The organism is Mesorhizobium sp. 113-3-3 (assembly GCF_016756495.1).
In the GTDB taxonomy this organism is placed as follows: Bacteria; Pseudomonadota; Alphaproteobacteria; order Rhizobiales; family Rhizobiaceae; genus Mesorhizobium.
This window is the reverse complement of record NZ_AP023243.1, coordinates 679143-692336: the sequence shown is the minus strand read 5'-3', so window position 1 is coordinate 692336 and position 13194 is coordinate 679143. Positions and strand designations below refer to the sequence as shown.

Genomic DNA, 13194 nt, shown 5'->3' with positions numbered 1-13194 from the left:
ATCAGGCGGGCTCAGGGATGCGCGCGATGACCTTTATCTCGAAGTCGAAGCCGGCCAGCCAGTTGACGCCCACCGCGGTCCAGTTCGTATAGGGCGGTTCGCCGAACACTTTCAGGCGGACGGCGTCGATCGCCTGCCACTGCGCGGCGGGATCGGTGTGGAACGTGGTGACGTCGACAATGTCGTCGAACGTGCAGCCGGCGGCCTTCAGCACGGCCGCGAGATTGTCGAAGGCAAGCTGGACCTGCTTTTCGAAGACGGGCTCGGGTGAGCCGTCCTCGCGGCTGCCGACCTGGCCGGAGACGAACAGAAGGTCCCCCGAGCGGATCGCCGCCGAATAGCGGTTGATGTCGTAGAGAGCCTGCCGGCCGGCGGGGAAGATTGCGTCGCGTTTGGTCATTTTCACTCCATTCAAACAAAGGCAGGCCCGATCTCTCGACGATCGCGGCCTGCCCAATTTACATACGCCCCGTATGCCGGATGTGGGTGCATACGCGGCGTATGTCAATATGCATACGCCGCGTATTTTTGTGAGATGATGAGAGCCGGTCAGGCTCCCGGCGAAATCGCGACTGCGGCTTCGGCCGGCTTGCGCGGCGGACGTGCGACGGTCATCGATTCCTCTTCCGCGTCCTGCGGCACGCCCCAGAACTCGGCGAGCGTCGGCCCGTCCTTCACCCTGCCCTCGCGGGCGAGAAAGCCCCAGACCTCGCGAAACCAGACCCGGCGGCCCATTTTCGTGTACCAGCGCATCGAATGCCGCTGCTCGGGGTCGGGGTGGAACAGGATGCGCGCCAGCGCCTTCGGCCGCGACTGCACGGCAAGTTCGATGAGCTTGACGCTGAAGAACAGCATCCACGGTTTCAGCCGCGTCATCTGCAGCACCTGGTGCTTGTAGTCCCACAGCCGGGCATCTTTCTGGATCACCTTGCGGTCGCGCGCGATGCGGAAGAACGGCGTCCAGCGATGCGGCGTCACAAAGAGCGCCTGGATCTGGTCGGGGTCGTAGGCGATGAGCTGGCGAAAGCCGCGCCACAGGTCGCGAAACCCCTCATCCTCGAAGCCGGCCACCCAGGTTGCCATCGACAATATACCGTGCTTTCGCAACAGCCTTATCGCTTCGCGGTCGGACGAGGTGCTGCCGCCCTTGCGGATCAATTGCAGCGTCTGCTCGTCGGTGTTCTCCATGCCGAGCAGCCAGCGGATGACACCGGCCTTGCGGTAGAGATGCAGGATGTCGGCGTCACGCACGATGTCGTCGGCACGGGTCGAACCGACGATCAGCACCGGCACGTTCTCGGCGATCAGCGCGTCGAGAAAGGCGCGCCACGCCTTCTTCGAAACGGTCGGGTTTTCGTCGGCGAGGTTGATCAGTTCGACGCCGTGTTCGCGGTGCAGCCAGGCGATCTCCTGTGCGAACTTTTTGGGATCGCGATGCCGCCAGCGGGTCCAGAAGCCGCGCTGGCCGCAATAGTTGCACAGATGCGGACAGCCGCGCGAAAACTGCATGACCACCGCGCGCTTGCCGCCCCAATAGCTGTAGCGCCGGTGGTCGATCAGCTCCCAGCCGACGCGGTAGGCGTCGAGCTCGGCAATGGTCATGGCCGCCTGCGTGGCGAAGGGACGGCGCAGATCGTCGCGAAAGGCGATGCCGGCCACGCTCGCCGGCGGCTGGTGCATTTCCAACGCCTCGACCAGCGCCACCACGGTCGCCTCGCCCTCGCCGCACACGATGAAGTCGAAGACGTCCGTTCCCGCCAATATGTCGCGCCAGTGATAGGTCGGGAAAACGCCACCATAAATGATGATCGTCGCCGGTGCGCTTTGCTTGATCATTTTGGCGATCAGCAAGGCGGTCGGGTGCGCCGAGGTCGAGCCGGAATGGCCGATCAGGACGAAGTCCGGGACGTCATGCAGAGCGTCGCGCACCGCCTTCTCGAGCGGCATCGGCCCGAATTCGGCATCGACGAGCCGTACCTCGTGGCCGGCATCGATCAGTGGGCCGCCGATGGCCAGCAGGCCGAGCGGCGGCAAATGATCGTCCGGCACGCGGCTGCCGATGGCGGTGTGCGGCGGATTGATCAGGACGATTTTCATGGCGGACCTCCGAGCGAGTTGGTCCGCATATGCTGGCCAGCGATGTGGACGCCCGATTGGCCCACTTCAGCAGTTTGCGTGCAGCTTTTCCGCAGAAGTGCTGGAGATGCCGCTACTTCCTGAGATGCGCCAGCGGCACGTGGCCGGGGCCTTTGATGTTCTGGAGCACGAGCTGCGTGTGGACGTCGCGCACGCCGTCGAGCCGCATCAGCCGGTGCATGACGAAGGCGTTGAGCTCGTCGACCGACGGCACCATCACATGCAGCAGGAAGTCGTGGTCGCCGGTCATCGTCCAGCACGACGACACCTCATCCATGCGCTGCACCGCGGCGATGAACTTCTCCGGCGAGCCGTCGCTGTGGCTGACCAGGCGCACCTGGATGAACACCTCGACCATCAGGCCGACCGCGCGGCGGCTGATGACCGCGGCAAAGCCCTTGATGATGCCGGCATCCTGCAGTGCTTCGAAGCGCCGCGCACAGGGCGTCGTCGACAGGCCGATCTCTTGCGCCAGCTCGGAGACGGGCTTGCGCCCGTCGCGTTGCAAGACATCGAGCATCTTGATCTCGAAATCGTCGAATTGAGGCATTTTCACTCCTCTGAGGCATAATTTGAGTGAATATTATCCCGATTATTGCAGGCGAGCCATCATCAAAACCGAATTGCCTCGCCAGATCCGGTTAGCCTCCGGGGCACGTCTACCATTGCCGATTTGCGAGGAGAAAAACCATGACGACGATGAGCGTTGCCGAATATGCCCGCGACTGCGCGGCACAGGGGTTGCGCGGCGACTATTCGGTCTGCCGTGCCGATTTCACCGTGGCGCAGGGCTATGACTACAGCGCCGAGGAGCAGGCGGTGTGGCGCACTTTGTGCGACCGCCAGACCAAATTGACGCGCAAGCTCGCCCATCATTCCTATCTCGACGGCATCGAAAAACTCGGCCTCATCGACCGCATTCCCGATTTCGACGAGGTCAGCGCCAAGCTGCGCAAGCTGACCGGCTGGGAGATCGTCGCCGTGCCGGGCCTCATTCCCGCCGCCCCCTTCTTCGACCATCTCGCCAACCGCCGCTTCCCGGTCACCAACTGGCTGCGCACCAGGCAGGAGCTCGACTACATCGTCGAGCCGGACATGTTCCACGATTTCTTCGGCCACGTGCCGGTGCTGTCGCAGCCGGTGTTCGCCGACTTCATGCAGATGTATGGCAGGAAGGCCGGCGACATCATCGCTCTCGGCGGTGACGAGATGATCACACGGCTCTACTGGTACACGGCCGAATACGGCCTGATGCAGGAGGCCGGCCAGCCGCTGAAGGCCTTTGGCGCCGGCCTGATGTCGTCCTTCACCGAACTGCAATTCGCCGTCGAGAGCAAGGACGCCCACCATGTGCCTTTCGACTTGGAAATGGTGATGCGCACCGGCTACGAGATCGACAAGTTCCAGCGCGCCTATTTCGTGCTGCCGTCCTTCGACGCCTTGCGCGACGCTTTCCAGACCGCTGATTTCGAGGCGATCGTCGCGCGCCGCAAGAACCAGCCGGCGCTCGATCCGGCGACGGTGTAGTTGGCTGCAGGGCGACGCCACGTCCTGGCAGCGGAATGATCGCCGCCGCCGGGACTTCACGTGGTAGTGGGTTGGATATTCCGGTCGACCGAAGGCATTGAAGGTCGCGGGCATCGTCACCGAAATGAAGGCGCACGACAGGCTCGCCGCGCTGACCACGAGGTGGTACGGCAGGGACCAAAATGCCAAGTGAGGTCATTGCCGGCCGCCCAGGGGTAGCTGGCGGATGCTCACCGCATCAAAGAACCGAAAAGTTGCCGATGGCCTATCCGGATACTTACTACGCACGCACCCTTGTTGATCATAAGACGAGGCTTCCTCTGCACGGCGAGGCGCAATGTGACGTCGCCGTCGTAGGCGCCGGACTGGCCGGGCTGACGACGGCGCTGCAGCTGGCGCGCGCGGGGTTGCATGTCGCTGTGCTGGAAGCGCAGTCCATCGGTTTCGGCGCTTCCGGCCGCAATGGCGGTTTCGTCACCCCCGGCTTTGCCACGGGAGGTGACAAGATCGCCGCTCGCGTCGGCGAGAAGGCGGGGCGCGACTTGTACCGGCTGTCGATCGAAGGCGTCGAATTCGTGCGCGACACCATAGAGACGCTCGGAATCTCGGCCGCCATGCCGCGTCCGGGCCTGCTCAGCGTCTTGCGCTACGACGACGGTGATGGGCTGAAGGCCCATGCCGAGCAGATGGCCCGCGATCACAATTATGAACTCCAGTATCTCGACAGAGAAGACGTCCGATCTGTGCTGAAATCCGCCCGCTATCACCAGGGCCTGCGCGACCCGAACGCCTTTCACATCCATCCGCTCAGCTATCTGCGTTGCCTGGCCGACGAGATCGAGCGGCTTGGCGGCGAGATTCACGAAAGCGCCGAGGTCGTGCAGTGCGACTTGACGGGGTCGCAAAAAATGCTCCGCACCAGGCAGGGCACGCTTAGGGCACCCCGGATCGTGCTGGCGACCGGCGGCTATACCGGCCCGGTATTCGGCCCGCTCCACCGCGCCTTCCTGCCTATCGCGACCTATGTGATGGTTTCCGAGGCGGCTCCCCGCCTCATCGCCCAAGCCATCGCCACCACCGATGCCGTCGGCGACGACAGGCGCGCCGGTGACTATTATCGCCGTATCGAGGGCGGCGATCGCCTTTTGTGGGGCGGCCGCATCACCACGCGCGCCGCTTCCGCCGACGCGCTGGCACGGCAATTGCGCCGCGAGATGATTGGCACCTACCCGCAGCTTGCCGACCTCAAGACCGAATTGGCCTGGTCGGGCCTGATGTCATATGCCAGGCATCTGATGCCCCAGATTGGCGAGCTGCAGCAAGGCGTCTGGTACTGCACGGCTTTCGGAGGCCATGGCCTCAACACCACGGCAATTGCGGGAAAAGTCGTCGCCGAAGGCATTCTGGGCGTTTCGGATCGCTACCGGCAGTTCGCGCCCTTCGGACTGAACTGGGCAGGCGGCACCGCGGGCCTTGCGGCCGCGCAACTCATCTATTGGAAATTGCAGGTGCAGGACTGGTGGCGGGAACGCAAGGCCACCGCCAAAGAGACGATTGCGGCGTGATCGGCCGGCTGACGCTTTCCCATCCGGGGATTGTCCGCCGCGCTGCCTGCCGCAAGGGCCAGCCGTAGCTCGACCCGGCAATGGTGTAGGGGCCTATGACTGGGGTGCCTCGGCAAATCCGTTCCGGTGTTTCGGCGCGTCGCATGAATCGGGTTCGATGCGGCGCGCCTTGGAGGCCCTGGTTCTGCCTATTGCATGGCGGCTGGGTTCATCCACAGGAACTCCCAGACGTAGCCGTCAGGGTCTTCGATGTGGCGGTTGAACATGAAGCCGAGGTCCTGCGCGGGGTTGGGATCGGCACGGCCGCCTGCCGCCACGCCCTTTTCGATCGTGGCATTGACTTCGTCCTTGCTGCCGGCGGTGAGTGCGATCAGCATCTGGCTGTCGCGCCTGGCGTCGCCGATCTGGCGCGTTGTGAACTGGCCGTAATGCTGGTGCGTCAGCAACATCACTCCGATCGCATCGGAGAACATGATCGAGCTGGCCTGGTCGTTCGAGAACTGCGGGTTCAGCGTGCCCCCGATCGCGAGATAGAAATTGGTCGCTGCCTGCAGATCGCGCACCGGCAGATTTATGAAGATCATCTTGGTCATCGGTCTAAGCCTTGCCTTCGTTGACGGGTACTAGTCAGTCTAGTACTGTGGTCGTGACTATCATGCGGGAACGGTACCGTCTAGTACTGGACAGGGGGATTCCATGGAAATCGACGGTGAGACCAGATCGGCACGCAAGGATCGTGAAATCATCCAGGCGGCCACGGCGGCGTTCATCAGCAAGGGTTATGACGGGACCAGCATGGAGGAAATCGCCACCAAGGCGGGGGCTTCCAAGCAGACCGTCTACAAGCATTTCACCGACAAGGAGACCCTGTTCGGCGAAGTCGTTCTGTCGACCGCCACCCAGGTCAACGACATCATCGAGTCCGTGACGACGCTGCTTTCCGAGGCGAAGTTCATGGAAGGCGGCTTGCAGCAGCTAGCCCGGCGTCTGATAGCCGTTCTCATGGATGAGGAGTTGTTGAAGCTGCGGCGCCTGATCATCGCCAATGCGGATCGAATGCCGCAGCTTGGCCGCAGTTGGTACGAAAAGGGCTTTGAGCGCATGCTCGACTCGGCGGCGTCCTGCTTTCAGAAACTCACCAATCGGGGACTGATACAAACCAGTGACCCCCATCTGGCGGCCAGCCATCTTTTTGGAATGCTTCTCTGGATCCCGATGAATGAAGCCATGTTCACGGGAAGCAACCGGCGCTCCAAGGCCGAGCTGGAACGGCATGCGGATGCCTCGGTGGAGGCGTTTCTTGCCGCCTATGGAGTCCAGCCGAAATAGTCCCGTTTCCTGCCGACATGCGCAGCAGCGCCGCCAACACACCCGACGCCGCTATCGCTCGGGGGTGGCCGATCCCTCCGCCTTCAGCCGCGTAAGCTGGGCGCGCTGCAGGTCGAGCGCGGCGTTGACGAAGCGTGATATGGTCGCGAGCTCAGCGTCGCTGAAGGTGGCGATCACCTTCTCGCCCTCCTTGGCGATCGCGCCGTAATAGCGCGCCGACAGTTCCCGCGTCGCCTCGGTCGCTTCGATCACCACCTTACGCCTGTCCTCGAGACTGCGCGTGCGCGTCAGCAGGCCGCGCGCCTCCAGCCGGTCGATCAGCGCCGTCACCGCGGCCGGCGTCAGCCCGGTTGCGGTCGCGATCGCGCCGGCCGATTGCGGGCCGCCATAGAGCAGCCCGATGCAATGGCGCTCGGCCATGTTCAGCCCGAGCCGCGTCGCCACCGCTTCGTCATAGGCCTGCGTCGCGTCCTGCCATTGCATCACGGCAAGGCCGATCGCGGCCGTCATTTCGTCGCGATATCCGCTTGACGAATTTATTTCGATCATCTAACTATCAATCCGTCTAACATTTAGTCTATCGCAGCAATATGCGGCCGCAGCGCCGACAAGGCAAGGGCCTGGCCGCCGACAAGGAGTGAAAAAATGAGCTTGATTCAACAACGTACCCCTCTCTCCCACGAGGATGAATTCAAATACGCCAAGCTGGCGATGGAATGGTATGGCTGGGGTTCTCCCATCGGCCTCGGCATCCTGCTCGTGGCGCTGGCCGCGGCCGCGGTGCTCGTGCGTATCGCCATCTACGGCCTGTGAAGATGGCCGTCACCACCCCCTCGGCATTGTCGGTCGCCATCATTGGCGCCGGCGTTGCCGGGCTGGCCCTTGCCGTCATGCTTCGCCGGCAAGGGATTGGCGTCTGCCTGTTCGAGGCACGGTCGCGCGAAGATTTGAGCGAAGGCGTCTTCCTCACCTTGGCGCCCAACGGCATCAATGCCTTGCGCGCGCTCGGGCTCGCCGAACGCGTAAGCGCGCTGGGCATTCGCACCCTTGGCTTCGAGATCATGAACGCCGCCGGGCACCGGCTCATCCATCTCGACGAGCGGCAGGCAATGCGCGAAGCGGGCGCCGAAAGCATCACGCTGCGGCGCTCGGACCTGCTCGGCGCGCTGCTGGATGAAGCCCTGGCGCTTGGCGCCGATATCCGTTTTGGCCATGCGGTCACCGAGATCGAAGACCAGCCTGATTGCGTGCGCCTTGCCTTCGGCAATGGCGTTGCGGTCGATGCCGCATGGCTGGCAGGTTGCGATGGTGTCTGGTCGCGCGTCCGCCGCGTCTGTTTTCCGGCCTCTCCCGATCCTGTCTATACCGGACTGACCGGCGTCGGCGGTGTGGTGGAACTGCCCTTTGTCGAACCGACCGGCGGCCTGATGCGTATGGTGTTCGGCAAGAAAGCCTTCTTCGGCTACATGAAACCGGAAGACGGGCCGGTATTATGGTTCTCGTCCTTCCCGCTGGACGAGGATGCCGCCCTGGCGAGACCCGATCCCTTGCATCTGGCGGCAACAGTTCGCCAGCTGCATGCCGGCGATCCCCGGACGATCCGTCAGATCGTCGAGACCGTCACGCAAATCCCGCGCACCTACCCCGTGTTCGACATGCTGCATCTGCCAAAATGGCACACCAGGCGGGTGATTCTTCTGGGCGATGCGGCGCACGCCGTCTCGCCGCATTCGGGGCAGGGCGCATCGATGGCCGTCGAGGACGCCGTCGTGCTGGCCGCGTGCCTGGATGCGACGCCGCTACCGGCCCAGGCCTTCGCCGCCTTCCAGGCGCTGCGCCAGGACCGCGTCGAGCATATCGTCAAGGTCAGCCGGCGGATCGGCTCGCAAAAGCAGGTGAAAGGCCGCGTCGCTTTGTTCCTGCGCGACCTGATGCTGCCGTTCTTCATCCGCTTCGGTTCGCGCACGACCCGCGCCATGACGCGCTACCGCGCCGACCTGGCGCCGCTCGAAAAACCATCGACCTGACGAGCATCCGCGCCCGTCGCGGGCGCGGCTGTTCCAGGCTGCTCAGACAGCGACCACCTTGCTCAGATGGTCGCCCAGCCGGCAGGCCAGCGCGGTGATCGTCGTCGTCGGGTTGGCTTGACCGGACGTGCAGAACACCGAGGAGCCGCCGACATAGAGATTGTCCATGCCGTGCACCTTGCAGTTGGCGTCCACCACGCTCGTGGTGACGTCGGTGCCCATGCGCGTGCCGCCCATGTGATGGTGTCCGGCGGTCTCCTCGTTGGTCGGATAGTCTTCGCCATTGGCGATCCAGTCCATAAGACGGACGCGGCCGAGATCCTTCTCGATCAGCGTCGTGCCGAATAGCTTCAGGCCTTCGACGAGCGTGCGCCGCTCGAGTTCCGATTTCTTCCAGTGCAGCTCGATGCGCGGTACGCCGGCATGGTCGACATCGGTCTTCGACAGCTCGATCTGGTTGGAGGCCAGCGGCGCCTGTTCCCAGGCGACATAGAGCTGCGCCGCGCAGCGCAGGTTCTGGCTGAGCTGATAGGCGACCCATTCGGCCATGTCGGGCGCCGTGCAGGCGAGGTCGGCAATGACATGCTTGACGCCGGCATAGGGTGTCTCGATCAGCCTGATGCCGAAATTCATGATTTGCAGACGCTCCATCGCGGCCAGCGTCGGCGAGAAGAAGGCCTCGTTCACGGCATCGACCTCGAACTCGCCGTAGTCGGCCAGGATGGCATTGCCGCCCTCGAAGGTCGGATGCTCCATCCAGTAGCGGCCAAGTGCCGTGGCGTTCGGCACCACGCCGCCGTTGGAGCGCTGGTTCGACCACAGAAGCAGCCGCGAATTCTCCAGTCCGCCGGTGCAGACGATGAAATAGTCGGCGCTGAAGGCGCCGGCGTCCTGGCCGTTGGACCATAGTTTGGCGCCGGTCACCCGTTTACCGTCGCCGGCAAGCTCGGTGGCATAGGTGTTGAGCACGACGGCGATGTTGCGGCTCTTGTCGAGCTCGTCGGCGAATTTCTCGCCGAAGCGCACCGCCGGGCTCTTGATCAGCTGCACCCAGCGTATGTCGTCCGAGATCGGCACATCGGGCCGGAAGTCGGGAAGTTCGAGGATATCGTGCACCTCCGGCAGATAGGGCTCGATGTTGGCGCGGCGGATCGGCCAGCCGGTGTCGGGCGCCCAGGCCTTCGGCTCGAAATCCTGCTTGTCGAGCACCCGGCACCAGCCAGCCCAGTGGTTGGAGCTGCCGCCCATATAGCGCAGCCGCGTGATGTCGAGGTCGAAATAGAAATCGCCGACCGTGGTGCCTCGGTAGAAATCCTGCGACTCGTCGCTGAACTCGCGCGAGCCGGCCTCCAGCACCACGACCGGGATGCCGGCGGCGCCCAGCTTGCGGGCAATGGTGGTGCCGGCCGGGCCGGAGCCAAGGATGCATACCTTCGGTTTGAAGTTGGCGGCGCGATACGCCTCATAGCTGTCGAAGATCATGCCAGGTCGCTCCGCTTCAGGATCCAGCCATTGACCTCGACGATTTCATTCGGGTCGGCCCGCGATTGACCAGCATTGGCCGCGTCGGCCTCGGGCAGCTTGCGGAACAGGGACATGGCAGGCAGGGCGATCAGCGCCTGCACGAGTGTGCGGCGCGACATTTTCTTGAAGAAACTCATGACAGGTCTCTCGGATAGGGGCTTCGATGCGCGCATGACATTCCCCGAACGGCACACGCGTCGTCACAGAGGCCAGTATCGTGCCAAGCCAGGCCTCAAAGCAGTGAAAAGGCCGCCAGGCGGTACAACCGAATGCAAACAGGGTTAGAAATTCCTTAACAGGCCGGGTGTGCCGGGCTGGCCGCTCAGGCGGCCGCGGAAATGTCGGTATCGAGGATCGTCAGGTTGCGGCCGCGATGCTTGGCCTGGTAGAGGCGCCGGTCCGCCGCGCGCATCAGGTCAGATACGTTGACGTCCTCGCCGCAGACTGTGCCGCCGATGCTGACGGTCAGCGGAATGGTCCGTTCATCGACCGGCCTGAAGCGGATCAGCTCGACCTCGCGGCGAATGCGCTCGGCGACACGCTTGGCTTCCTGCTCGGTGGCGCCGACCAGAAACGCGCCGAACTCCTCGCCGCCGATGCGGCCAAGCACATCGCCGCTGCGCACGCCGCGCTCGATGGCGCTGGCGATCAGCAGCAGCGCGTCGTCCCCGGTCAGGTGGCCGAAACTGTCGTTGATCTTCTTGAAATGATCGGCGTCGATGATCAGCAGCGCGCCGCGGTCGGACTTGCGCCGGGAGCCGTCCAGCGCGGCAAAGAAGCTTTCGCGGTTGAGCATTCCGGTCATGTCGTCGCGGCTGGCCTTCTCCGACAGGCGGCGGTGTGCGGCGGCAAGCTGGGCGTGCGCCCGGGCCAGTTCGCGGTGCGCGTTCTTCAACCTGTCGCTCTGCCAGAAGGTGCTGGCGCAGGCCACCCATGCAAGCACCAGCGGGCACAGCGTCGAGGTCAGCCAGATCGTTCGGTTGACCGGGAATCCGAGCGCCGGAACGATGATCAGCGTCAGAAGAAGAGAGGCGGCTACGGAAGCGAAAGCGATAGCGGCGGATTTCAGAATGATGCTGTTCATCGCAGGCTCCCCACAGGACTGTCTCTGTGCCAGCAAGCCCTGAAGGCCAACTTTCCCGGTTGCTTAAAATTTGAATCGTGCGGCCATTTATGCCACTAAAAGCGCGTGGAAGTTGTGGATAAAGTCTCTTTCAGAATCCGCGTTTCATGCCATAAGGAGCGCATGACCACGCAGCCTGATCCCGCCCGCTTCGCCCATGTCACCGACTGGGTGTTCGACCTCGACAACACGCTCTATCCGCATCATTCGAATCTGTTCTCGCAGATCGATGTCAAGATGACGGCCTATGTCGGGGAGCTGCTGTCGCTGCCGCGCGACGAGGCGCGCAAGCTGCAGAAGGAGCTTTATCTCGAATATGGCACGACGCTGAACGGGCTGATGACGCGCCATGGCATCGATCCCGATGATTTCCTCGAGAAGGTCCATGACATCGACTATTCATGGCTGGTGCCCGACCCTGTCCTGGGCACCGCCATTCGCCAGCTTCCCGGCCGCAAGTTCATCTTCACCAATGGCGATCGCAAGCATGCCGAGCGCACCGCGCGCCAGCTCGGCATCCTCGACCATTTCGACGACATCTTCGACATCGTCGCCGCCGGCCTCAACCCCAAGCCGGCGCGCCAGACCTACGAGAAGTTCGCCGAGTTGCACGCCGTCACCGGCCACAATGCGGTGATGTTCGAGGATCTTGCCCGCAACCTGGAGGTGCCGAAGGCGCTGGGCATGACCACCGTGCTGGTGGTGCCGCGCAATTTCGAGCCGACCTTTGCCGAGATCTGGGAACGCGACCCCGCGCAGGAAGACGACGTCGATTTTGTCACCGACGATCTGGCGGGGTTTTTGACGGGGATAGTCGCAGGGCAGTAGGGCAGTAGGGCAGTAGGGCAGTAGGGCAGTAGGGCAGTAGGGCAGTAGGGCAGTAGGAATGCGTTCTCGTGCTCTGCTTTCCAGATCGATTTCCCCTACTGCCTTACTGCCCTACTCCCTTACTCCCCTAACTTGTAGAACCGGCTGACAATCCCCCAGGCCTCGTCGGCGGTGTCGACGAAATCGATGATGTCCTGGTCGCCGGGGCTGATCGTGCCTTGCTCGGCGAGGAAATCGAGATTGATCGCCCGTTTCCAGAAGGATTTGCCGAACAGGATCACCGGCACGCGCTCCATGCGTCCGGTCTGGATCAGCGTCAGCGTCTCGAAGAACTCGTCCATCGTGCCGAAGCCGCCGGGAAACACCGCCACCGCCTTGGCGCGCATGACGAAATGCATCTTGCGGATGGCGAAATAGTGGAAGTTGAAGCACAGCTCCGGCGTCACATAGGCGTTCGGCGCCTGCTCATGCGGCAGCACGATGTTGAGCCCGATCGACGGCGCGCCGACATCGTCGGCGCCGCGGTTTCCCGCTTCCATCACACCGGGGCCGCCGCCGGTCACCACGACATACTCGCGGTAATATGAGGCGGCCGACTGCTGCGAGCACAGGCGGGCGAATTTGCGCGCCTCCTCGTAATATTTGCTGTTTTCCTCGAGGTTCTTCTTCTGCGTCTCGTTCTTGGCCGCCCAGGCCTCACCGCCGGGTTCGGGCAGGCGCGCGCCGCCGAACAGGATCACCGTCGAACGGATACCGCGTTCGGCCAGGATCATTTCCGGCTTCAGGAGTTCGAGCTGCAGCCGCACCGCGCGCAATTCGCGCCGCGTCATGAAGTCGGGATCGTTCCAGGCAAGCCGGTAGGTCTCGGCCCGCGTCTGCGGCGTGTCCGGAACGCTTTTCGACCGCTCCAGATCCTCGTCCGAATGCGGCAGCGGCGTCCACCCCGCCTTTTCCATAGGTGTCATCAAATTACCCGTCCAAATTTCCTTGACTGCGCCGTCCCATGACGCAGGTGCGATTGACCCCCATGGAGCCTTAACATAAGCAGGTTCCGCAGAAGTATCCGGCGGTTTTGCCACAAGAACCTGCTTATGCAAGGACCCAGGCAGGCGAAGCATGCCTGGGGTCCGCGCGA

General features: G+C 63.3%; 15 protein-coding genes. 6 read left to right on the top strand and 9 right to left on the bottom strand.

The features are described 5' to 3' along the window. Position 1 precedes the first annotated feature (1 nt). The 3 genes from JG746_RS03235 to JG746_RS03225 all read right to left on the bottom strand — a co-directional run bounded on the left by JG746_RS03235 (position 2) and on the right by JG746_RS03225 (position 2686). Positions 2 to 400, bottom strand: coding sequence for a RidA family protein (locus JG746_RS03235; RefSeq protein ID WP_202356861.1), 399 nt, complete (start codon positions 398 to 400; stop codon positions 2 to 4). Positions 401 to 549: 149 nt separating this feature from the next. Next, a complete protein-coding gene (gene bchE / locus JG746_RS03230; protein WP_202356860.1) occupies positions 550 to 2097 on the bottom strand; it encodes a magnesium-protoporphyrin IX monomethyl ester anaerobic oxidative cyclase in 1548 nt (515 codons plus the stop codon). A gap of 112 nt (positions 2098 to 2209) precedes the next feature. Then, positions 2210 to 2686, bottom strand: coding sequence for an Lrp/AsnC family transcriptional regulator (locus JG746_RS03225; protein WP_095788497.1), 477 nt, complete (start codon positions 2684 to 2686; stop codon positions 2210 to 2212). 140 nt (positions 2687 to 2826) lie between these two features. On the opposite strand from JG746_RS03225, the gene phhA reads away from it, so the two are divergent. Together phhA and JG746_RS03215 are read left to right on the top strand one after the other, a co-directional pair. After that, positions 2827 to 3663 (top strand): phenylalanine 4-monooxygenase, encoded by an 837-nt coding sequence (phhA, locus tag JG746_RS03220; protein WP_202356859.1) that lies wholly within the window; start codon positions 2827 to 2829, stop codon positions 3661 to 3663. 260 nt (positions 3664 to 3923) lie between these two features. Then, on the top strand, positions 3924 to 5228 hold the full coding sequence (locus JG746_RS03215) for an NAD(P)/FAD-dependent oxidoreductase (protein ID WP_202356858.1): 1305 nt from the start codon (positions 3924 to 3926) through the stop codon (positions 5226 to 5228). Positions 5229 to 5416: 188 nt separating this feature from the next. Here JG746_RS03215 and JG746_RS03210 read toward each other — a convergent pair whose 3' ends face one another. Next, positions 5417 to 5821, bottom strand: coding sequence for a VOC family protein (locus tag JG746_RS03210; RefSeq protein ID WP_202356857.1), 405 nt, complete (start codon positions 5819 to 5821; stop codon positions 5417 to 5419). 103 nt (positions 5822 to 5924) lie between these two features. Between JG746_RS03210 and JG746_RS03205 the strand changes: the two genes are divergently transcribed. Continuing rightward, a complete protein-coding gene (locus tag JG746_RS03205) occupies positions 5925 to 6557 on the top strand; it encodes a TetR/AcrR family transcriptional regulator (RefSeq protein WP_202356856.1) in 633 nt (210 codons plus the stop codon). A gap of 51 nt (positions 6558 to 6608) precedes the next feature. Here JG746_RS03205 and JG746_RS03200 read toward each other — a convergent pair whose 3' ends face one another. After that, positions 6609 to 7106 carry a MarR family winged helix-turn-helix transcriptional regulator gene (locus JG746_RS03200; protein ID WP_202356855.1) on the bottom strand — a complete coding sequence of 166 codons (498 nt, stop codon included), beginning with the start codon at positions 7104 to 7106 and terminating at the stop codon, positions 6609 to 6611. 96 nt (positions 7107 to 7202) lie between these two features. Between JG746_RS03200 and JG746_RS03195 the strand changes: the two genes are divergently transcribed. Further along, complete coding sequence (locus JG746_RS03195; protein WP_010912744.1) at positions 7203 to 7370, top strand: hypothetical protein; 168 nt, start codon at positions 7203 to 7205, stop codon at positions 7368 to 7370. 2 nt (positions 7371 to 7372) lie between these two features. Further along, the gene (locus JG746_RS03190) at positions 7373 to 8584 is read left to right on the top strand and encodes an FAD-dependent oxidoreductase (RefSeq protein WP_202356854.1); all 1212 of its coding nucleotides are present in this window, start codon (positions 7373 to 7375) and stop codon (positions 8582 to 8584) included. A gap of 42 nt (positions 8585 to 8626) precedes the next feature. Here JG746_RS03190 and JG746_RS03185 read toward each other — a convergent pair whose 3' ends face one another. The 3 genes from JG746_RS03185 to JG746_RS03175 form a co-directional block, all read right to left on the bottom strand. After that, positions 8627 to 10066: a GMC oxidoreductase gene (locus JG746_RS03185; protein WP_202356853.1), complete on the bottom strand. Its 1440-nt coding sequence runs from the start codon at positions 10064 to 10066 to the stop codon at positions 8627 to 8629. Next, positions 10063 to 10245, bottom strand: a complete 183-nt coding sequence (locus tag JG746_RS03180; protein ID WP_202356852.1) for a hypothetical protein — start codon at positions 10243 to 10245, stop codon at positions 10063 to 10065. The genes JG746_RS03185 and JG746_RS03180 overlap by 4 nt, the downstream gene beginning before the upstream one ends. Positions 10246 to 10430: 185 nt before the next feature. Then, complete coding sequence (locus tag JG746_RS03175) at positions 10431 to 11192, bottom strand: GGDEF domain-containing protein (RefSeq protein WP_202356851.1); 762 nt, start codon at positions 11190 to 11192, stop codon at positions 10431 to 10433. A gap of 162 nt (positions 11193 to 11354) precedes the next feature. Here JG746_RS03175 and JG746_RS03170 point away from each other — a divergent pair, with 162 nt between their 5' ends. Further along, positions 11355 to 12059 (top strand): pyrimidine 5'-nucleotidase, encoded by a 705-nt coding sequence (locus tag JG746_RS03170; protein WP_202356850.1) that lies wholly within the window; start codon positions 11355 to 11357, stop codon positions 12057 to 12059. A 119-nt stretch (positions 12060 to 12178) separates the two neighbouring features. On the opposite strand, the gene JG746_RS03165 is transcribed toward JG746_RS03170, so the two are convergent. Further along, positions 12179 to 13024, bottom strand: coding sequence for an LOG family protein (locus tag JG746_RS03165; RefSeq protein ID WP_081296171.1), 846 nt, complete (start codon positions 13022 to 13024; stop codon positions 12179 to 12181). Positions 13025 to 13194 lie beyond the last annotated feature (170 nt).

What these genes read in the sequence shown, in the direction of transcription:
- JG746_RS03235 (WP_202356861.1), bottom strand. Translation starts at nt 400, where the DNA reads ATGACCAAACGCGACGCAATCTTCCCCGCCGGCCGGCAGGCTCTCTAC.
- bchE (WP_202356860.1), bottom strand. Translation starts at nt 2,097, where the DNA reads ATGAAAATCGTCCTGATCAATCCGCCGCACACCGCCATCGGCAGCCGC.
- JG746_RS03225 (WP_095788497.1), bottom strand. Translation starts at nt 2,686, where the DNA reads ATGCCTCAATTCGACGATTTCGAGATCAAGATGCTCGATGTCTTGCAA.
- phhA (WP_202356859.1), top strand. Translation starts at nt 2,827, where the DNA reads ATGACGACGATGAGCGTTGCCGAATATGCCCGCGACTGCGCGGCACAG.
- JG746_RS03215 (WP_202356858.1), top strand. Translation starts at nt 3,924, where the DNA reads ATGGCCTATCCGGATACTTACTACGCACGCACCCTTGTTGATCATAAG.
- JG746_RS03210 (WP_202356857.1), bottom strand. Translation starts at nt 5,821, where the DNA reads ATGACCAAGATGATCTTCATAAATCTGCCGGTGCGCGATCTGCAGGCA.
- JG746_RS03205 (WP_202356856.1), top strand. Translation starts at nt 5,925, where the DNA reads ATGGAAATCGACGGTGAGACCAGATCGGCACGCAAGGATCGTGAAATC.
- JG746_RS03200 (WP_202356855.1), bottom strand. Translation starts at nt 7,106, where the DNA reads ATGATCGAAATAAATTCGTCAAGCGGATATCGCGACGAAATGACGGCC.
- JG746_RS03195 (WP_010912744.1), top strand. Translation starts at nt 7,203, where the DNA reads ATGAGCTTGATTCAACAACGTACCCCTCTCTCCCACGAGGATGAATTC.
- JG746_RS03190 (WP_202356854.1), top strand. Translation starts at nt 7,373, where the DNA reads ATGGCCGTCACCACCCCCTCGGCATTGTCGGTCGCCATCATTGGCGCC.
- JG746_RS03185 (WP_202356853.1), bottom strand. Translation starts at nt 10,066, where the DNA reads ATGATCTTCGACAGCTATGAGGCGTATCGCGCCGCCAACTTCAAACCG.
- JG746_RS03180 (WP_202356852.1), bottom strand. Translation starts at nt 10,245, where the DNA reads ATGAGTTTCTTCAAGAAAATGTCGCGCCGCACACTCGTGCAGGCGCTG.
- JG746_RS03175 (WP_202356851.1), bottom strand. Translation starts at nt 11,192, where the DNA reads ATGAACAGCATCATTCTGAAATCCGCCGCTATCGCTTTCGCTTCCGTA.
- JG746_RS03170 (WP_202356850.1), top strand. Translation starts at nt 11,355, where the DNA reads ATGACCACGCAGCCTGATCCCGCCCGCTTCGCCCATGTCACCGACTGG.
- JG746_RS03165 (WP_081296171.1), bottom strand. Translation starts at nt 13,024, where the DNA reads ATGACACCTATGGAAAAGGCGGGGTGGACGCCGCTGCCGCATTCGGAC.